At 67.8% G+C, this 19,401-nt stretch carries 19 protein-coding genes; 12 read left to right on the top strand and 7 right to left on the bottom strand.

Annotation, left to right across the window (positions count from 1 at the left end; all coding sequences use genetic code 11):
* Positions 1–32: 32 nt before the first annotated feature.
* Positions 33–533 carry a hemerythrin domain-containing protein gene (locus tag ACF8ME_RS08375; RefSeq protein ID WP_392416036.1) on the top strand — a complete coding sequence of 167 codons (501 nt, stop codon included), beginning with the start codon at positions 33–35 and terminating at the stop codon, positions 531–533.
* 33 nt (positions 534–566) lie between these two features.
* On the opposite strand, the gene ACF8ME_RS08370 is transcribed toward ACF8ME_RS08375, so the two are convergent.
* Entirely contained in the window at positions 567–1,214 is a 648-nt protein-coding gene (locus ACF8ME_RS08370) for a MarC family protein (protein WP_016448531.1), read from the bottom strand.
* A 13-nt stretch (positions 1,215–1,227) separates the two neighbouring features.
* Positions 1,228–1,980, bottom strand: coding sequence for an SDR family oxidoreductase (locus tag ACF8ME_RS08365; protein ID WP_017405497.1), 753 nt, complete (start codon positions 1,978–1,980; stop codon positions 1,228–1,230).
* Positions 1,981–2,098: 118 nt separating this feature from the next.
* On the opposite strand from ACF8ME_RS08365, the gene ACF8ME_RS08360 reads away from it, so the two are divergent.
* Positions 2,099–2,791 (top strand): dienelactone hydrolase family protein, encoded by a 693-nt coding sequence (locus ACF8ME_RS08360; protein WP_016448529.1) that lies wholly within the window; start codon positions 2,099–2,101, stop codon positions 2,789–2,791.
* Here the strand turns inward: ACF8ME_RS08360 and ACF8ME_RS08355 are convergent, their stop codons facing one another.
* The 3 genes from ACF8ME_RS08355 to ACF8ME_RS08345 all read right to left on the bottom strand — a co-directional run bounded on the left by ACF8ME_RS08355 (position 2,792) and on the right by ACF8ME_RS08345 (position 6,526).
* Complete coding sequence (locus ACF8ME_RS08355) at positions 2,792–3,109, bottom strand: hypothetical protein (RefSeq protein WP_160854770.1); 318 nt, start codon at positions 3,107–3,109, stop codon at positions 2,792–2,794.
* 154 nt (positions 3,110–3,263) lie between these two features.
* A complete protein-coding gene (locus tag ACF8ME_RS08350; RefSeq protein WP_392416033.1) occupies positions 3,264–3,908 on the bottom strand; it encodes a molybdopterin-dependent oxidoreductase in 645 nt (214 codons plus the stop codon).
* On the bottom strand, positions 3,905–6,526 hold the full coding sequence (locus tag ACF8ME_RS08345) for a choice-of-anchor Q domain-containing protein (RefSeq protein ID WP_392416031.1): 2,622 nt from the start codon (positions 6,524–6,526) through the stop codon (positions 3,905–3,907). The genes ACF8ME_RS08350 and ACF8ME_RS08345 overlap by 4 nt, the downstream gene beginning before the upstream one ends.
* Before the next feature lie 218 nt (positions 6,527–6,744).
* Here ACF8ME_RS08345 and ACF8ME_RS08340 point away from each other — a divergent pair, with 218 nt between their 5' ends.
* Complete coding sequence (locus ACF8ME_RS08340; protein WP_043791103.1) at positions 6,745–7,482, top strand: response regulator transcription factor; 738 nt, start codon at positions 6,745–6,747, stop codon at positions 7,480–7,482.
* Positions 7,483–7,501: 19 nt separating this feature from the next.
* Entirely contained in the window at positions 7,502–9,460 is a 1,959-nt protein-coding gene (locus tag ACF8ME_RS08335) for an ATP-binding protein (protein WP_392416029.1), read from the top strand.
* Here ACF8ME_RS08335 and ACF8ME_RS08330 read toward each other — a convergent pair.
* Both ACF8ME_RS08330 and hemB read right to left on the bottom strand, forming a co-directional pair.
* On the bottom strand, positions 9,457–10,674 hold the full coding sequence (locus ACF8ME_RS08330) for a magnesium transporter CorA family protein (RefSeq protein ID WP_392416027.1): 1,218 nt from the start codon (positions 10,672–10,674) through the stop codon (positions 9,457–9,459). The two genes, ACF8ME_RS08335 and ACF8ME_RS08330, sit on opposite strands and share 4 nt — an antisense overlap.
* 4 nt (positions 10,675–10,678) lie before the next feature.
* Positions 10,679–11,686: a porphobilinogen synthase gene (gene hemB / locus ACF8ME_RS08325; protein ID WP_017405507.1), complete on the bottom strand. Its 1,008-nt coding sequence runs from the start codon at positions 11,684–11,686 to the stop codon at positions 10,679–10,681.
* 123 nt (positions 11,687–11,809) lie between these two features.
* Here hemB and ACF8ME_RS08320 point away from each other — a divergent pair, with 123 nt between their 5' ends.
* The 8 genes from ACF8ME_RS08320 (at position 11,810) to fusA (ending at position 19,216) form a co-directional block, all read left to right on the top strand.
* Positions 11,810–12,238, top strand: a complete 429-nt coding sequence (locus ACF8ME_RS08320) for a CopD family protein (protein ID WP_016453572.1) — start codon at positions 11,810–11,812, stop codon at positions 12,236–12,238.
* Positions 12,239–12,269: 31 nt separating this feature from the next.
* Positions 12,270–13,424, top strand: coding sequence for a VanZ family protein (locus ACF8ME_RS08315; protein ID WP_016448520.1), 1,155 nt, complete (start codon positions 12,270–12,272; stop codon positions 13,422–13,424).
* A 10-nt stretch (positions 13,425–13,434) separates the two neighbouring features.
* The gene (locus ACF8ME_RS08310; protein ID WP_016448519.1) at positions 13,435–13,809 is read left to right on the top strand and encodes a ferredoxin; all 375 of its coding nucleotides are present in this window, start codon (positions 13,435–13,437) and stop codon (positions 13,807–13,809) included.
* Positions 13,810–13,889: 80 nt separating this feature from the next.
* The gene (locus ACF8ME_RS08305) at positions 13,890–14,525 is read left to right on the top strand and encodes an alpha/beta hydrolase (RefSeq protein ID WP_017405508.1); all 636 of its coding nucleotides are present in this window, start codon (positions 13,890–13,892) and stop codon (positions 14,523–14,525) included.
* A gap of 91 nt (positions 14,526–14,616) precedes the next feature.
* Positions 14,617–15,786, top strand: coding sequence for a D-alanyl-D-alanine carboxypeptidase family protein (locus ACF8ME_RS08300; RefSeq protein ID WP_016453570.1), 1,170 nt, complete (start codon positions 14,617–14,619; stop codon positions 15,784–15,786).
* Between the two features lie 157 nt (positions 15,787–15,943).
* A complete protein-coding gene (gene rpsL, locus ACF8ME_RS08295; RefSeq protein WP_003059441.1) occupies positions 15,944–16,321 on the top strand; it encodes a 30S ribosomal protein S12 in 378 nt (125 codons plus the stop codon).
* A gap of 160 nt (positions 16,322–16,481) precedes the next feature.
* Entirely contained in the window at positions 16,482–16,955 is a 474-nt protein-coding gene (gene rpsG, locus ACF8ME_RS08290) for a 30S ribosomal protein S7 (protein WP_016448516.1), read from the top strand.
* Positions 16,956–17,107: 152 nt separating this feature from the next.
* Positions 17,108–19,216, top strand: a complete 2,109-nt coding sequence (gene fusA, locus ACF8ME_RS08285; RefSeq protein ID WP_016448515.1) for an elongation factor G — start codon at positions 17,108–17,110, stop codon at positions 19,214–19,216.
* Positions 19,217–19,401 lie beyond the last annotated feature (185 nt).

Below are 19,401 nucleotides of genomic sequence, written 5' to 3'. Positions count from 1 at the left end.
GCAGGCTTTCACGATGAAGGCAGGAGAAGCATATGGCCGTGCTGGAATGGAGCGGAGCGCTGGCATTGGAGTTGCCGGCCATGGACGAGGTGCACCAGGAGTTCTTGCTGCTGCTGGCCGAGGTGGAGGCGGCCGATGATGCGCAGCTGTGCGCGCGCTGGGATGAGCTGATCGCGCATACGCAGGTGCATTTCGACCAGGAAGACCGCTGGATGCAGTCCACGCGGTTCACCAGCACCAACTGCCACAGCCTGCAGCACAAGGTGGTGCTGCAGGTGATGCGCGAGGGGGCGGCCAAGGCGGCAGCGGGGGATCTGGCCGTGATCCGCAGCATGGCGGGCGAGCTGGCGGCCTGGTTCGTGCACCATGCGCAGACCATGGATGCGGCGCTGGCCCTGCACCTGCGCAGCGCGGGCTTCGATCCCGCCACGGGCTCGCTGGCCCACCCCGAGGCCTTGCCCGAGCAGCCCATCACGGGCTGCGGCGGTGCCTGCGACGGCAGCGCCGACCGCGCGCGGGCCGTGCCGGCCTGATCCGGCGGGCCTTCAATCGGCCAGCCAGTCCGCTCAGGGCACGATCGCGGGCGAGGCCAGGATGGGGAAGATCTTCACCAGCCCGCCCGCCATCACCTCTACGGCCAGGGCCGCGAGGATCAGGCCCATGAGCCGCGTCATCACGTTGATGCCGGTCTTGCCCAGCACGCGCGCAATCGGGTCGGCCAGCGAAAAGCAGACCATCACCACCAGCGCCACCACCACGCCATAGCCCACCAGCGCCAGGTGCTGCCAGATGGTGCGTGCCTGGTCGGCATAGATCACCACGGTGGACATGGAGGCCGGCCCTGTCAGCAGCGGAATCGTCAGCGGCACCACGGCAATGCTGTTGCCCATGGCGGCCTTTTCCGCGCCTGCCGCCAGCGTGGGCGCGTTGGGCCGTTCCTCGGCCGGGCGGGCGTTGAGCATGTTCATCGCGCTGATCAGCAGCAGCAGGCCGCCGCCCACCTGGAAGCTCTGCAGCGAGATGTTGAAGAAGTCCAGCACCTGCAGCCCGATGATGGCGCAGGCCGCGATCACGCAGAACGAGGCCAGCGCCGCCGTGCGAATGGTCTGCTGGCGCTGCTGGGCGCTGAATCCCTCGGTGTAGTGGATGAAGAAGGGGACGATGGCCAGCGGGTTGATGATGGCCACCAAAGTGATCAGCGGTTTGAGGTCCATGGTTGCCTTGGAGCTAGAGGTTGCCGCCCGAGATATCGACCAGGCTGCCCGTGGTGTAGTGCGAGCCGTCGGACATCAGCCAGAGGATGGCGTCGGCCACCTCCTCGGCCCTGCCGCCGCGCTGCATGGGCACGTTGGGCGCCAGGCGCTCGACGCGGTCGGGCTGTCCGCCGCTGGCGTGGATGTCGGTCTCTATCAAGCCGGGCCGCACGGCGTTCACGCGTATGCCCTGGGCGGCGACTTCCTTGGACAGGCCCAGCGTCATCACGTCCAACGCGCCCTTGGCGGCCGCATAGTCCACGTACTGGCCCGGTGCGCCCAGCCGCGAAGCGATGCTGGAGACGTTCACGATGGCGCCACCCCTCCCGCCGTGGCGGGTGCTCATGCGCCGCACGGCCTCGCGCGCGCAGATGAAGCTGCCGATGGTATTGACGCGGAACATGCGCTCCAGCCGCTGCACGCTCATCTCGGCCACGGTCTGCGCGCGGTCCACCACACCGGCGTTGTTGACCAGGGCATCCAGCCGGCCGAACTGCGCATCCACCGCACCGAACAGGGCCAGCACCTCGGCTTCGTCGCCCACATCGGCCTGCACGGCCAGCGCGCGGGTGCCGGCCAGTTGCACGTCGGCCACCACGGCCTCGGCCGCATCGCGCTGGTGCTGGTAGCTGATCACCACGTCCCAGCCCCGGTGCGCTGCCATGCGTGCCGTTGCGGCGCCTATGCCGCGGCTGCCGCCGGTGATGAGCACGACTTTTCGTTCCATCGAATGTCTCCTGTGAAAGAATTGCCGCACGGGCCGGCCCGCCGCCATTACAGCATTGCGGGGCGCGTCCGCCCACCGGGAAATCACAACAGGTTCTCAGACAGAAAGGAACGCGGACATGGGCAGTTTTGTGCAGTTGACTTCATTGGATGGCACGTCTTCGCCGGCCTGGGTGGCCCGCCCCGACGTGCCCGCGCGCGGTGCCATCGTCGTGCTGCAGGAGATCTTCGGCGTCAACGCCCATATCCGCGCCGTGACCGACCGGCTTGCGGCGCGGGGCTATGTGGCCGTGGCGCCGTCACTGTTCACGCGTGTGGAGCCGGGTGTGGACCTGGGCTACGGCGACGCCGACCGTGCCAAGGGCATGGCGCTGAAATCCGCCGCCGAGGCGCTGCCCCAGCCCGGCGTGCTGCCCGAGATCGAGGCCGCCATCGCCCATGCCGCCACGCTGGTGCCCGGCGGCAAGGTGGGCATCGTGGGCTTTTGCTGGGGCGGCCTGTGGGCCTGGCGCGCGGCCTGCAACCTGCCCAGCCTGTCGGCTGCGGCCTGCTACTACGGCGGCGGCATGACCACGCCGCTGGAGATGGGCCGCGAGCCGCTGTGCCCCGTCATCGCCCACTTCGGCCGGCGCGATGCGCACATTCCCGTGGACGCCGTGCAGGCCTTTGCCCAGGCGCAAAAGCATGTGCAGGTGCACCTGTACGACGCCGACCACGGCTTCAACTGCGACCAGCGCAGCGCCTACGACGAGGCCAGCGCCCTGCAGGCGCGCGACCGCACGCTGGCCTTCTTCGACCAGCACCTGGCTTGATCAACCCCCGGGGTCCGGATCACATGCCGGCCCCGGCGTCGCCTTGTGCGCCTGCACGGTCTGCAGCGTGCCCCGCAGCGCGCGCTGCTGCGCGGTCAGGAAACTCATCAGCCCGCCCAGGTCGTTCAGCTGTTGGTCGGGGCCGGCCATGCAGCACAGGTCGATCACCAGGCCCATCTGGTGCATGCAGTCCTTGATGCGATAGACCTCGTATTCGGAAATGGGGTAGTACAGGCTGGTTTCTTGACCGGGCGTGCACACAGGGGCGAAGGGAAAGGCCGGGGTGATTGTTTCGCCGGGGACGGTGGTGTCAGCCATGGCGGCTCCTTTGCGACAGGTGTAGAACCTGCCTCCCCCCCGCCAAGAGGGGTGGCAGGACTGTGCAGGTTGGCGGACCGGGCAAAGGAGCCGGCACCCCCTTGCGGAGGTCCTGCACAGCCCCGCCGAAACGGAACCATGCGTAGCCTGGGGGTCAGCCCTGCGGCTGCTGCGCGTGCAGCCCAATGTGGTACAGCCCCCAGGGCGCCTGCGCAAAGCGTTCCTTCAGGGGCTTGCTGGCCAGCTCCGCAATGCGGTCGGCGTCGTACATGGCCCATTGCGGGCCCAGGCCGCCCAGGCCCAGGCGCCGGCCGTCCATGTGCGTGGCCAGCAGCATGCGCCATTGCAGGGCCTGCGCCAGCGGCAGCTGGGCGCGGTAGCCGTCGATGGCCTGCAGGGTGATCCACTGGCCCTTGGCCGCTGCGGCGGCGGTGTCCACGCCGGCCGCCTGCAGCACGGTGGCCAGCAGCGGGCCGCGCAGCCGGTGGGGCTGGCCGTCGTATTCGATATGGGGCGTGATCTCCACCGTGGGCAGGCGCTCCAGCGCACCGGCCCCTGTGGTCCAGGCCGTGTCGAAGGCCAGGCCATGGTTTTTCAGCAGCAGATCGGCTACCGGGTCCAGCGGCCCCCGGTTGCCGCGCACGCCGGGGCCGCTGATGGTGAGCACGGCGGCTTCGGTGCTTTTTCCGGGGGCGGCGGGGGCGGCCAGGGCGCTTTCGCACAGGGCCAGGCCGGTGGCTGCGCTGGCGGCCAGCAGGCTGCGGCGTGAAAGCGGGCTCCGGCTTGCGGATGCGGTCATGGGGAACTCCTGGGGGTGCGTGGCGATGTGCCATCGCCGATTTTCCGTGAAGTGCCCATCCTGCGCGACAACGCCGCGCCCGCTGCGGTCAGCAGGCTCAGCAGCGCAATCCCCCCGGCGCCCAGCGCTGGAATGGGCGCCGCAGATGGTGCGGGGGCCGCCGTGACGGTCACGGTGTTGCTGTCCGAGCCGGAGGTATTGCCATCACCGGGCACATAGCGCGCCTGCACCGTGGCCGTGCCCGGTGGCAGCCGGGGCACGCTGCAGCTGGCCTGCCCGCCGGTCACCGGAACGCTGGCGCACAGCACCTGCGTTCCGTTCAAGAAATCCACCGTGCCGCTGGCGCCGGCAGGCAGCGTGACCTGGGCGCTGAAAGTCACGCTCTGGCCATGGCCTGGCGCAGCGGGGGAGGCCGACAGGTGGGCGCTGGTGGCTGCCGGGCCGATCACCACGGTCACGGCTGCGGCTTCGGTGGTGGCGCCGTTGGCATCGGTGGCGGTCAGCGTGAAGCTGTAGCTGCCTGCCGCCTGCGTGGCTGGAGCCGAGAGGGTGCCGGCGGCCTGGCTGAAGCCTGCGGGCAAACCGCCCACGCTGTAGCTGAACGGCCCCACGCCGCCGCTGGGCACGGGCGCCAGCGGCTGGCTGTAGGCCGTGCCGTAGGTGCCGGAGGGCAGGCTTGCCGTGACGCTGAAGGCCGTGAAGCTGGCCTGCACGCTCCTGGCTGCATCGATGGTGACGCTGCAGGTGGGCGTGCTGCCGCTGCAGGCGCCGCTCCAGGCGGCAAAGGCATGGCCAGCGTCGGGCGTGGCGGCCAGGGTCACCAGGGTGGGCGCGCCTTCGAAGTAGCCATAGCCGGCCTGGCACAGGCCGCCTGGGCGGCCGCAGTCCTGTACGGCACCCGTGGCTGCAGGCGGGGAGGCCTGCGCCGATACGCCGCCCACGCCGCTGGTCAGAACAGTCAATGCCGCCTGGAAGACGTTCGCCTCCACGGCGCCGATGTCGCACCGCGCACCCTGTGGCCGGGCCACGCCGCGCTGGTCCGTGCCGGGTGCGGCAGTGCAGGCCACCCCGTCCAGTGCCGGGCTGCCGGTGGTGTTCAACATGGTCTGGGTGGGGCCGCCGTGGCTGGCCAGGGGGCCGAGCTGCGGGTTGCCCGTGGTGAAGGCCAGGGCGCTGATGTCGGCATTGTTCAGGGCCTGCGCCAGGCCCAGCAGATTGTTGCTGCCGCTGGCATCGCTGGTGCCGCCATTGCGCAGGTCCAGCACCACGTCCCTGCCAGCGGGCTGTTTGGTGGCCGGCTCGAACACGCTGTCCTGGGCAATGCTGGCCTGCATCTGCAGCGAGGCACCGCTGCGGGTGCAGCTGATGTTGCCACCCGCACTGCAGGCGGCCTGGGAATCGCCCAGGCTATAGATGGCGCCGCCTTGCGCGGCCGGGTTGTCGTCGCCATTGGCCTGCACGGTATTGCCGGCCAGGGTGGAGAAACGGATGGTGAGCACGCCGTTGTAGTTGAAAACGGCGCCACCCAGGCCGGCGCCGCCGCCGCTGCTGTTGCCCAGCCCGCCGTGTGCACCGTTGCCAGCCAGGGTGACCTGGTTCAGCGTCAAGGTGCCTGCGTTGTTGAAAATGGCCCCTCCCATGCCGCCTGCGCCACCGCCAGCGTCGAAGGGGCCGCCCCCACCGTTGCCGGCGCCGAAGCCGCCACCGCTGCCACGACGGCCACCACCACCGCCAAAGCCGCCACCGCCGGAGCCGCCGCCGCCACCACCGAAGCCGCCGTTCTTGCCGCTGGCGCTGCCACTGCCACCGCCCAGGCCGCCATCGTCCGGGCCGCCAGCGTTCGGCCCTCCCCCCGGGGACAAAGTCCCATCCTCGCCCACGCCGGCACCTGCAAAGGAGTTCAAGGAAAGCCTGCCTCCTTGCCCCCCTTGTGCGTGATTGCGCGTGAGCGTGCTGCGTTCGATGGTGAGCTGGCCCCGATTGAAGATGGCACCGCCCGCACCCAGCGCGCCGCCGCCAAAGCGGCTGGAGCCGCCTGTGGCCTGCCCCCCGGCCAGGGTCAGGCCGCGCAGGACCAGGCCACCCTGCGCATCGATGTCGAACAGCCGGAAGCCGGGTGCGGTACCGAGGCGCTGCACGCTCACGCCCTGGGGCGTCAGGCCATTGGCGGTGGCATCGATGGTGATGTGCTTGCCGCTGATGAAGAAGGCGCTGGGGCCGAACTGCGAGACGTAGCCAGGCCAACTGGCCAGCGGCAGGCAGGTGGCGCCGGCGGCCTGCCCGGTGTCCAGGCAGTTGGTAAAGCGGGTCAGCGAGATGGTTTGTCCATCCAGGGCCGCGCCGAAGACGATGGTGTCGCCATCGGCGGCATGGTTGATGGCGTCGCGCAGGGTGTCGCAGTTGCGGTCGCCTGCGGCAGGCGAGCATTGCGCACGAGACAGCGGCTCGGTGTCTGCAATCTCGCCGGCGGTGGTGACGGTGAGTGTGGCGGCCTGGGCCGCGGCGCCGGCAAGGGCCAGTGACAACCCGACCGTCAGGCCCGGCAATGTCCGGACCCAGGGGCTTGGCGTGGGCATGGGTGGTGCGTCGGCTGCAGCAGACGGGTGGATGATGGACATGGCGGACCCCCTCGGTAGGCACAGCATCTCGGTGATGTGCTGAAGAGGGCAAATCTATGGGGTGTCCGGCTTTCTGTATGTCCCCCGTTCGGGCTACATGGCCGATGAGAGGGGCGGGGTCGCCATGCCGCTCATGTCGCCCATGTCGCCTATCCGGGCGACATGACAGCGGTCTTGTTCCATGTGAACATGCGGCCCTCGCCACGCACTCCACCTCCATGGACACGCACACAGACCCTTCCTCTGCCGCCGCGACGGGTGGCGCCACACCCATCCGCGTGGCCGTGGTGGAGGACGACGCCGCCTGCCGCCATGCCCTGGTGGGCGTGATCAATGCCGCGAAGGACATGGTCCTGTGCTGGGCGGCAGCCAGCCGCACGGAGGCCCTGCACCAGCTCGGCCGGGCCGATGGGGCCGGTGCCATGGACGTGATGCTGGTGGACCTGGGCCTGCCCGACGGCAGCGGCCTGGAGGTGATTGCTGCCGTGCGCACCCGCCACCCCGGGGCGGCGGTGATGGTCAGCACCATCTTTGGCGACGAGCAGCATGTGCTGGCCGCCATCGAGGCCGGCGCCATGGGCTATCTGCTCAAGGACCTGGCCGCCGACGCGGTGCTGGAGGAAGTGCGCAGCCTGCACGCGGGCGGCAGCCCCATCAATCCCATGGTGGCGCGCAAGCTGCTGCTGCGCCAGCAGCGGGCCGGGGCGGTGGCAGGGCTGGAACGGCCTGTGGAGCCGCAGGCCGCCGCGCAGGCGCTGTCCACGCGCGAGCTGGAGGTGCTGCGCCTGGTGGCGCGCGGCCATACGCTGGACGAGGTGGCGCGCCAGCTGGGCGTGTCGCGCCATACGGTGCGCACCTTCGTGCGGCGCATCTACGGCAAGCTGCAGGTGTCCAGCCGCACGCAGATGATGCATGTGGCCTTGCAGCGGGGCTGGCTGGCCGAGGGGCGGCAATGAGCGCCGCGAGGGTGGGCAGATGACGCAGCCGCTGCTGCGGGGGAGGGTCTTGCTGGTTTCGGCGGGGCTGGTGGCGCTGGCGATGCTGCTGGCGGGGGCGTTCGGGCTGCGTGGCCCCGTCGCAGGTGAAGCGGTGCAACTGCGCCAGGCGCAGCTGTGGCGGTCGGACAGCCCGCACTGGGCGCCGCCTGCGGCGCTTGCGTCGGCCGACGACGCGGTGCTGGATGCATCGACGCCGTGGAGCGATGTGGACCTGCCCTATGGGGGCGACAGGGCCGTGTCGGGCAGCGGCGACCTGGCAGCGGCGCCGCCCGAGGTGCGCTGGTTCCGCGCCGTGGTGCCGCCCGAGGCGCTGGCGCCCACGCCGCAGGGCGCGCGCCTGTATATCCCGCGCTGGCAGACGGTGGGCACGGTGGCGGTGTATGTGGATGGGAAGCTGGCCTGGCAGACGCGCGGCAGCCGGGTGTGGAACAGTTTCAACCGGCCGGTGTGGCTGGACCTGGGCGGGCTGGCGCAGCCGGGCAGGCCGCTGCAGGTGCATGTGCGCATGGCCAGCCAGCAGGGCGTGGGCGGGGCGCTGTCCAGCCTGTGGGCGGGGCCGGCCGAGTCGCTGCGGCTGTCCTGGCGGCTGCGCAGCCTGCTCCAGGCCGATCTGGTGGTCTACACGGCGGGCTCCTACCTGGTGCTGGGCCTGTTCGCGCTGGCGCTGTGGACGCTGCAGCGGCGGCGCGGGGATGTGGTGTTCCTGCTGTTCTTTCTGATGTCGCTGTGCCAGTTGCTGGGCTCGCTGCAGTTCATGGTGGACGGCGAGGGGCTGGCCCTGTCGGACGGCTGGTTCTCCTGGCTGACGCTGGCCGGCCTCATGGGCGCCACGGTGGCGGCCTTCCATTTCCTGTGCCTGATGCAGCGCAGGCGCCGGCCCTGGCTGGCCCGGGTGCTGCAGGGCTATGTGGGCACGGTGCTGCTGGTGGCGGTGCCGCTGTGGGGGCCGGCGCACGAGACCATCCTGCCGCTGCTGCGGCTGCTGATGGTGCCGCCGGAGATCCTGGTGCTGTGCATGGCCGTGGCGGGCGCCTGGCGCATGCGCGATGGCGGCAGCACCATGCTGGCCGTGTGGATGCTGCTGTCGTTTCCCATCGGCTTCCATGACCTGGCGCTGCAAAGCTACCTGATCAGCATAGAGAGCATCTACCTCACGCCCTATGTGTACCTGGGGCTGTTCACGCTGTTCCTGCTGGTGGCCTACCGGCGCTACAACGGTGCGCTTGCCGTGGCCGAGAACGCCAACCTGCATCTGGCGGAACGGCTCAAGGCCCAGGAGGCGGAGCTGGCCCAGGCCCATGAGCGCCTGCTGGCCGTGGAGCGCGAGCAGACGCTGATGCAGGAGCGCCAGCGCCTGATGCGCGAGATGCACGACGGCGTGGGCTCTTCGCTGATGAGCGCGCTGCGCGTGGTGGAGTTCAACCAGGCCGGCACGGTGGACCTGGTGCAGCTGCTGCAGGAGTGCATCGATGACCTGAAGCTGTCCATCGACTCGCTGGAGCCGCTGGACTGCGACCTGCTGGCGCTGCTGGCCGGGCTGCGCTACCGGCTGGGGCCGCGCCTGGAGGGGGCGGGGCTGCGGCTGCACTGGGAGGTGAGCGACCTGCCCGCGCTGCCCTGGCTGGATGCGCAGGCCGCCCTGCATGTGCTGCGCATCCTGCAGGAGGTGCTGACCAACATCATCAAGCACAGCGGCGCGCGCGAGATTACGGTGCGCACGGCCCAGGCCCCCCTGGACGGCCGAGCCGGCGTGCAGGTGCTGGTGGAGGACGACGGCCACCCCTTCGACCGCGCCCAGGCACCCACCGAGGGCCGCAAGGGACTGGTGAACATGCGCACGCGCGCGCTGGCGCTGCAGGCGCGGCTGGACTGGGCGCCGCTGGCCGGCGGCAATCGCTTCACGCTGTGGATGCCGCTGGAGCGGGCGGGGCCCTAGCCCTGCGCCGTGCGCGCCATGTAGCGCTTGCGCCAGAAGAACATGGTCAGGCCCACGGCAATCGCCATCATCGAGCCCATGGCCCACCAGAAGCCGTCCTGCTTGTGCACCAGGGGGATGAACTCGAAGTTCATGCCGAAGATGCCGGCAATCAGGTTCAGCGGCAGGAACACGGCCGTCAGCGCGGTCAGCGTGCGCATGATGTCGTTGGTGCGGTTGCTCTGCACCGAAAAATGCATCTGCACCACGGTCTCGGTGCTTTGCTCCAGCCGCCGCACGTGGTGGACCACGCGCTCTATGTGTTCCAGCACGTCGCGGCTGCGCACCTTGAGCAGGTCCAGCTCGCGCAGCGCCGCCGCGCCCTCGGGAGGCGCCCAGGTCTCCAGCGCGTCCGTCCAGTCCTGCACGGCAGCGCGCTGGTCTTCGCAGACTTCGTCCAGCTCATGCAGGGCCAGCCGTGCGTCCAGCAGCGCCCCCCAGTTGGCAAAGCGCGTGCGCGGGCGCAGCAGCTCGGTCTGCCAGTGGTCCAGCTGGCGCGACAGTTCGCGGCGCAGGTCCAGGAAGCCGTCCACGATGAGGTTGACCACGCGCAGCATGAGGTCGGCCGGGCTGGCCGGCAGCCGCGTGCCGGATGTGGGGTTCAGCCGTCCCTCGCGCAGATCGCTGGGCATGGCGGCCAGCAGCCGCGCGGCATAGGCGTCGCGCACGGTGCAGTCGTAGGGGTGCACGGACAGCAGCACCTGGTCGAACATGGCAAAGCCCACGGGGCTGGTGTCAATGTTGCGCAGCACGGGCGGGCCTGTGCGGCGCACGGGAGGCGAGGGGGGCGCCGCCTGCGCCGCAGGCGAAGAGGCCGTGCCGGCCTGCGCGGCGGCACGCGCCTGCCCGCTGGCCAGGCGGCGAAAGACCAGCAGGTCGTACTGCGAGGTGTAGTCGTAGCGCGATGGCAGCTGGGCGTTGAGCAGGTCCGAGACATGCAGGTCCACCAGCTGCTGGCCCGACAGCAGCTGCAGCGTGCGCTGCACGTCGGCCAGCCGCTCCTGCAAGGTGGCGTGGGTGCAGGAGATCCAGACGAATCCCTGCGCGGGCGCCTGCCCGGGCAGGTCGGCCAGTTCGGTGGCGCCGCCCGGCTGCAGGTGGAAGATGCGCATGCTCCTGGCGTTCCCGGCTGGGGGAGCGGCTCCCGTGCCCGTGGGCGGCGTCACCGGCGGCATGCGCTCAGCCGCGCAGCTTGCGCGCGGCGTCGATGGCGAAGTAGGTCAGGATGCCGTCGGCACCCGCGCGCTTGAAGGCCAGCAGCGATTCCATCATCACCTGGTCATGGTCCAGCCAGCCGTTGGCGGCGGCGGCCTTGAGCATGGCGTACTCGCCGCTGACCTGGTAGGCGAAGGTGGGCACGCCGAATTCGTCCTTGACGCGGCGCACCACGTCCAGGTACGGCATGCCGGGCTTGACCATGACCATGTCGGCACCCTCGGCCAGGTCCTGGGCGACTTCGCGCAGGGCCTCGTCGGTGTTGGCGGGGTCCATCTGGTAGACGTTCTTGTCGGCCTTGCCCAGCGCGCCGCGCGTGCCCACGGCATCGCGGAACGGGCCGTAGAAGGCGCTGGCGTACTTGGCGCTGTAGGCCATGATGCGGGTGTGGATGTGGCCGTGGGCCTCCAGCGCCTCGCGGATGGCGCCGATGCGGCCGTCCATCATGTCGCTGGGCGCCACCATGTCCACGCCGGCCTCGGCATGGGTGAGGGCCTGGCCCACCAGGACCTGCACGGTCTCGTCGTTGATGATGTAGCCGGACTCATCCAGGATGCCGTCCTGGCCGTGGCTGGTGTAGGGGTCCAGGGCCACATCGGTCATCACGCCCAGTTGCGGGAACTCCTTCTTGAGCGCCCGCACCACGCGCGGGATCAGGCCGTCGGGGTTGAGCGCCTCCTTGCCGTCGGGCGTCTTCAGCGAGGTCTCGATGGCGGGGAACAGCGCCAGGAACGGGATCTCCAGCTGCACGCACTGCTCTGCCACGGGCAGCAGCAGGTCCAGGCTCAGGCGGTCCACGCCGGGCATGGAGGGCACGGCCTCGCGCTGGTTCGTGCCTTCGTGCACGAACACGGGGTAGATGAAGTCATGGGCCGTGAGCACGTTCTCGCGCACCAGATTGCGCGTGAAGGCATCGCGGCGCAGGCGGCGGGGGCGGTTGTGCGGGAAGGGGGTGGGGCTGGACAGATGCATGCCGAAAATTGTGCCCCATTCCCGCCGCAGGCCCCGCAACCCCGGCGACGACGCCGGCACGCGGGACTCGGCTTTTGCGCCTGCGCAGCCTGGCGCACCCCTGTACGCACGTACACTGCCCGCATGCTGTGGGTCAAAGCCTTTCATATCGTTTTCGTGGCAAGCTGGTTCGCGGGCCTGTTCTATCTGCCTCGCATCTTCGTCAACGTGGCCATGGTCACGCCCGGCTCGGTGGCCGAGCGCGAGCGCCTGCTGCTCATGGCACGCAAGCTGCTGCGCTTCACCACGCTGCTGGCCGTGCCCGCATTGGGCCTGGGCCTGTGGCTGTACCTGGGCTACGGCATCGGCAAGGGGCCGGGCAACGGCTGGATGCATGCCAAGCTGGCCGGCGTGCTGCTGGTCATCGGCTACCACCATGCCTGCGGGCGCCTGCTGCGCAAGCTGATCGACAACCGGGACCAGCACAGCCACCGCTGGTTCCGCTTCTTCAACGAGGTGCCGGTGCTGCTGCTGGCGGCCATCGTCATCCTGGTGGTCGTCAAACCTTTCTGAGAAACCGTTCCAACGAAGAGGGAGGCAGGGCGTGGTGCAAAGGACTTCGGCCTGGCCGCTGGCACTGGTCTATGCGGTGCTCATCGTTTTCGCCAGCCTGTTTCCCTTCGATGGCTGGCGTGCCCAGGGCATTGATCCGCTGGTCTTCCTGACGGCAAAGATCCCGCCGCCGTACTGGACCTGGTTCGACGTCAATACCAATATCGTCGGCTACGCGCCGCTGGGCTTTTTCCTGGCGCTGGCCCTGGTGCGCAGCGGCAGCCCGCGCGCGGCCGTGCCGCTGGCGGCGCTGGCAGGCACCCTGCTGTCGCTGTCCATGGAGTTCCTGCAGATCTACCTGCCGCGGCGCGTTCCCTCCAACCTGGATCTGGTGCTCAATGCGGGCGGCACCTTGTTGGGCGCGCTGGTGGCGCTGCTGCTGGAGCGCCTGGGCGCGCTGGCGCGCTGGAGCGCCTTTCGCACCCATTGGCTGGGCGAGGATGGCGGCGGCGCCATGGTGCTGCTGGCGCTGTGGCCCTGGGCGCTGCTCTTTCCCGCCGCCGTGCCCTTCGGTTTGGGCCAGGTGCTGGAGCGGCTGGAGCAGGGCCTGCTGGACCTGCTCGAAGGCACGCCCTTTCTCATGTGGCTTCCTCTGCGCGAGTCGGCCCTGACGCCGCTATCGCCCGTGACCGAGATGCTGTGCGTGATGCTGGGCCTGTGGGTGCCCTGCCTGCTGGCCTATTGCGTGATGCGCCACATGGGCCGGCGCGCCGTGCTGGCGGGCTCGGCCATCGTGATCGGCATCGCGGTCTCGGCGATGTCGGCTGCGCTGAGCTGGGGGCCTGCCCATGCCTGGGAGTGGGTGGACCTGCCGGTGCGCATGGGCGTATGGGGGGGCGTGGGCCTGGCCATGGTGGCCCTGCCGCTGCCGCGCCGCGCCTGTGCAGCCCTGCTGATGCTGGTGCTGGTGCTGCAACTGAGCATCCTGAACCAGGCGCCCACCAGTGCCTATTTCTCCGAGACGCTGCAGGCCTGGGAGCAGGGGCGTTTCATCCGCTTCTACGGGCTGGGGCAGTGGCTGGGCTGGCTGTGGCCCTATGCCACCCTGGTCTACGTGCTGCTCAGGGTGGCGCGCCGCGATGCAGGGCCGCTGCCGCCTGCACCTTCAGCGCCCCCGGCGCCTTCGGGGCAGCAGACGCAGGCCTAGAATCCGCTGCATGAGCGAAAACCCACGTCCCGGGGCCGAAGGCGGCCAGCAAGGCGCAGGCAACTACTATGCGCGCCACATCTTCTTTTGCCTCAACGAGAGGCCTGGCGGCGAGGACTGCTGTGCGCTGCACGGCGCCAAGGCAGGCTTCGACCACTGCAAGAAGCAGGTCAAGCAGCTGGGCCTGGCCGGCAAGGGCCAGGTGCGCGTGAACAAGGCCGGCTGCCTGGACCGCTGCGCGGGCGGGCCCGTGGCCGTGGTCTACCCCGAAGGCACCTGGTACACCTTCGTGGACGAGACCGATATCGACGAGATCGTCGAGTCCCATCTCAAGAACGGCCAGCCCGTGGAGCGCCTGCTGCTGCCGCCCGACGTGGGCCGCTGAGCACCGGCTGGAACTTTGGGCCTTTCCGGGCATCAGTGCTCTGTCAGCTTGGACTGGCTGCTACTACTAGGATAGCGATTGTGAATGCGCAGACCGAACGTTTGACCCTGACCGGCCTTGCCGGGGCCGTGGAGGCCCTGCGCGACGCGCCGGCCGCCGATGCGACTGCGCGCGGCGTGGCCATCATCGCCCACCCCCATCCGCTGTTTGGCGGCACCATGGACAACAAGGTGGTGCAGACCCTGGCGCGGGCCTTCGTGCAGTGCGGCTACACGGCCGTACGCTTCAACTTCCGTGGCGTGGGTGCCAGTGCCGGCGAGCACGACGCAGGCATCGGCGAGGCCGAGGACATGCTGTCCGTGGTCCGCCAGGTCGCTCCCGAAGGGCCGATCGCGCTGGCGGGCTTTTCCTTCGGCGCCTTCGTCACCAGCCATGTGCTGGCGGGCCTGTGGAATGAAGGCCGGGTGGAAAAGGCTGTGCTGGTGGGCACGGCGGCCAGCCGTTTCTCGGTGGCCCCCGTGCCGCCCGAAGCCCATGACCGGACATTGGTGGTGCACGGCGAGGCCGATGACACGGTGCCGCTGTCGGCCGTCATGGACTGGGCGCGCCCGCAGATACTGCCTGTTACCGTCGTGCCCGGGGGCGGTCATTTCTTTCACGGACAATTGCCGCTGCTCAAGAGTCTCGTGGTCCGCCATTTGCGCTCACTTCCCTAGCGGCCCGCGCCGCTGCTCAATAGGCCCGCCCCAGCCGGTGGGCATCTTCCGCCTTTCCTGCTTTACCTGCCCTTTAGCGAGAGTTTTCCTCATGAAGCCCATTTCCTCCACGCTGCGAGTCCTGGCACTGGCAGCGGCCATGGCGCCGGCCCTGGCGCTGGCGCAGATCACCCCGCCCCAGCCGCCCGAGATCGCGGCGCGCAACTATCTGCTGGTCGATGTCACCGCCAACCAGGTGCTGGGTGCCAAGGACATCGATGCGCCCATCGAGCAGGCCTCGCTGACCAAGCTCATGACCGGCTACCTGGTCTTCGACGCACTGCGCGCCAAGAAGATCACGCTGGAGCAGCGCCTGCCCGTCAGCGAGCGCGCCTGGAAGATGCCGGGCTCGCGCATGTTCATCGACCCCAAGATGCAGGTGCCTGTCGATGACCTGATCAAGGGCATGATCGTGCAGTCCGGCAACGACGCCACCATGGCCCTGGCCGAAGGCGTGGGCGGCTCGGCCGAGAACTTCGTGCGGCTCATGAACGAGCAGGCCAAGGCGCTGGGCATGAAGAACACCAGCTACAAGAACCCCGAAGGCCTGACCGAGCCCGGCCACCTGACCACGGCGCGCGACCTGTCCATCCTCGCGCAGCGTCTGATGCAGGACTTCCCCGAGTACATGCACTACTACTCGACCAAGAAGTACTTCTACCCGGGCACGCCGGCCTCCAACGGCACCAACCGCAACTCGCTGCTGTTCCGCGACCCGACCGTGGACGGCCTCAAGACCGGCCACACCGCTGCGGCCGGCTACTGCCTGGTGGCCACGGCCAAGCGCGATCTGCCCAACGTGGGCAGCCGCCGCCTGATCTCCATCGTGCTGGGCGCCGCCAGCGAGAACGCGCGCGCCAATGAAAGCCAGAAGCTGCTGAACTGGGGCTATGCGGCCTTCGACTCGGTCAAGCTGTTCGACGCCGAGCAGGCCGTGGCCACGCCCGAGGTCTGGAAGGGCAAGGCGGGCACCGTCAAGATCGGCCGCACCACGCCCATCGTGGTCACCGTGCCGGCCGGCAGTGGCGGCAAGCTGAGCACCGAAGTCGTGCGCCAGGACCCGCTGATCGCTCCGTTCACCAAGGGCCAGGCCATGGGCACGCTCAAGGTCAAGCTGGGGGCCGACACCGTGGCCGAAGTGCCGCTGGTGGCGCTTGAAGGCGTGGAGCAGGCTGGCTTCTTCGGCCGTGCCTGGGATGCGATCCGCCTCTGGATCAAGTAAGCCCCGCGCCTGTCGCGCAGGCCCTCGCGTACCGGCTTGAAGGGGGTGCAGTTGTGCGATCTCCTGCAAGCTGGTACAGTCGAGGGCTTTTCGGAATTTCCGAAGGGATTCACGTTTTCGCTTTTCGCAAGCAATTCACGTTTAGGGACGTTTATTAATGCCAACCATTAACCAACTCGTGCGTCAGGGCCGCACGGTCGAAGTTGTCAAATCCAAGAGCCCTGCTATGGAAAACTGCCCTCAGCGCCGCGGCGTGTGCACCCGTGTGTACACCACGACGCCCAAGAAGCCTAACTCCGCTCTGCGTAAGGTTGCCAAGGTGCGCCTGACCAACGGCTTCGAGGTCATCTCCTACATCGGTGGTGAAGGCCACAACCTGCAAGAGCACAGCGTTGTGCTGGTGCGCGGCGGCCGTGTGAAGGACTTGCCCGGTGTGCGTTACCACATCGTGCGTGGCTCCCTTGACCTGCAAGGCGTCAAGGACCGCAAGCAAGCCCGTTCCAAGTACGGCGCGAAGAAGCCCAAGGCCAAGTAAGCCCTGCGTTTTTTCGAAGAAGGTGCTGTATCCCGCGTGGCGCGAGATCCAGCGTAGTGACCCCAAACGCAAGTGTTTTGCGCGGGTCGAGTAAGTGGGAGTCCTGTTGGCTCTCGCGGTGTCTGAAAAGACGCCAACTGAAGCAAGATAGAGGTAAAAAATGCCACGTCGTCGCGAAGTCCCCAAACGTGAAATCCTGCCGGATCCCAAGTTCGGCAATGTCGAGCTGTCCAAGTTCATGAACGTGATCATGGAAGGCGGCAAGAAGGCGGTCGCAGAACGCATCATCTACGGTGCCCTGGACCTGATTCAAAAGAAGCACCCTGACAAAGACCCGCTGGAAGCCTTCATCGTTGCCATCAACAACGTGAAGCCCATGGTCGAAGTGAAGTCCCGCCGCGTCGGCGGTGCCAACTACCAGGTGCCCGTCGAAGTGCGTCCCGTGCGTCGCCTGGCCCTGTCCATGCGTTGGCTGAAGGAAGCTGCACGCAAGCGCGGCGAGAAGTCCATGGCCCAGCGCCTGGCCAACGAGCTGCTCGAGGCCACCGAAGGCCGTGGCGGCGCCATGAAGCGCCGTGACGAAGTGCACCGCATGGCCGAAGCCAACAAGGCATTCAGCCACTTCCGCTTCTAAGAGCGCTTCGCTCCTGATCAGACGGGCCGCATGCATTTTTGCCTGCGGCCTTGTCTCGATTAGGAGCATCCCCAGATAAGACTGCTGTCCGTCTGCACCATGAGGCTGGAACGGGCAGAGACTCCCTCCATACGATCAATCAAGGATCCATCATGGCTCGCAAGACCCCCATCGAGCGCTACCGCAATATCGGTATCTCCGCCCACATCGACGCCGGCAAAACCACCACCACCGAACGTATCCTGTTCTACACCGGTGTGACCCACAAGCTGGGCGAAGTGCACGACGGCGCTGCTACGACCGACTGGATGGAGCAAGAGCAAGAGCGCGGCATCACCATCACTTCCGCTGCAGTGACCTGCTTCTGGAAGGGCATGGACCTGTCCTACCCCGAGCACCGTTTCAACATCATCGACACCCCCGGCCACGTGGACTTCACCATTGAGGTGGAGCGTTCCATGCGCGTGCTGGACGGCGCCTGCATGGTGTACTGCGCCGTGGGCGGCGTGCAGCCCCAGTCGGAAACCGTGTGGCGTCAGGCCAACAAGTACAAGGTGCCTCGTCTGGCCTTCGTGAACAAGATGGACCGTACCGGCGCCAACTTCTTCAAGGTCGTCGAGCAGATGAAGCTGCGCCTGAAGGCCAACCCCGTGCCCGTCGTGATCCCGATCGGTGCCGAAGAAAACTTCAAGGGCGTGGTCGACCTCGTCAAGATGAAGGCCATCATCTGGGACGAAGCCTCGCAAGGCATGAAGTTCGAATACCACGAAATCCCCGCCGAGCTGGTGGAGACCGCCAACAAGTGGCGTGAAAACCTCGTGGAAGCCGCTGCCGAAGCCAGCGAAGACCTGATGAACAAGTACCTGGAAGAAGGTACTCTGTCCGAAGAAGACGTGAAGGCCGGCCTGCGCGCTCGTACGCTGGCTACCGAAATCCAGCCCATGCTGTGCGGTACCGCCTTCAAGAACAAGGGTGTGCAGCGCATGCTGGACGCCGTGATCGACTACCTGCCGGCGCCTGTGGACATCCCTGACGTCACCGGTACTGATCCCGAAAACGAAGAAACCAAGCTCAGCCGCAAGGCAGACGACGGCGAAAAGTTCTCGGCCCTGGCCTTCAAGCTGATGACCGACCCGTTCGTCGGCCAGCTGACCTTCGTGCGCGTGTACTCGGGCGTCCTGACCAAGGGCGACACCGTGTTCAACTCGGTCAAGGGCAAGAAGGAGCGTATCGGTCGTATCGTGCAGATGATGGCCAACGAGCGCGTGGAAGTCGAAGAAATCCGCGCCGGCGACATCGCTGCCTGCGTGGGCCTGAAGGACGTGACCACCGGCGAAACGCTGTGCGCCGTCGAAGCTCCCATCGTGCTGGAACGCATGGTCTTCCCCGAGCCCGTGATTGCACAGGCCGTGGAGCCCAAGTCCAAGGCCGACCAGGAAAAGATGGGCATCGCCCTGTCGCGCCTGGCTGCTGAAGATCCGTCCTTCCGCGTGCGCACCGATGAAGAATCGGGCCAGACCATCATCGCCGGCATGGGCGAGCTGCACCTGGAAATCATCGTTGACCGCATGAAGCGCGAATTCAACGTGGAAGCCAACGTGGGCAAGCCCCAGGTGGCCTACCGCGAAACCATTCGCCAGAAGGTTACCGATGTGGACGGCAAGTTCGTTCGCCAGTCCGGCGGCAAGGGCCAGTACGGCCACGTCGTGCTGACCCTGGAACCCCAGGAAGCCGGCAAGGGCTTCGAGTTCGTCGACGAAATCAAGGGCGGTGTGGTTCCTCGCGAATACATCCCTGCGGTCGAGAAGGGCGTGATCGAGGCGCTGACTTCCGGCGTGCTGGCCGGCTACCCCGTGGTGGACGTCAAGGTGCGCCTGACCTTCGGTTCGTACCACGATGTGGACTCGAACGAAATGGCCTTCAAGATGGCTGCCATCTTCGGCTTCAAGGAAGGCGCCAAGAAGGCCAGCCCCGTCATCCTCGAGCCCATGATGGCCGTGGAAGTCGAGACGCCTGAAGACTACGCCGGCACCGTGATGGGTGACCTGTCCTCGCGTCGCGGCATGGTCCAGGGCATGGACGACATGGCCGGCGGTGGCAAGTCCATCAAGGCCGAAGTGCCGCTGTCGGAAATGTTCGGCTACGCCACTTCGCTGCGTTCGCAGACGCAAGGCCGCGCTACGTACACGATGGAGTTCAAGCACTACGCCGAAGCTCCCCGCAACGTGGCCGAAGCCATCGTGGCTGCTCGCGCCAAGTAAGGCTTTTTGTATAATCGAAGGCTTTTGAGTCGCAGCCCCTGAAAAGGGGCTGCGATTTTTGCCGGTCTGCGATCCCATGCCGTCCTGTCACCTGTGCGGGGCGACCAAGCAATGGGATGCAGACCTTAAACATCACACAGGTTTTGCTCTTTCGGAGAAATCATGGCAAAGGAAAAATTCGAGCG

Source organism: Delftia sp. WSY_7 (assembly GCF_043104845.1).
GTDB lineage: Bacteria > Pseudomonadota > Gammaproteobacteria > Burkholderiales > Burkholderiaceae_C > Comamonas > Comamonas tsuruhatensis.
Note: the sequence above shows the minus strand (reverse complement) of the source record. Positions and strands in the feature narration are given on the sequence as shown.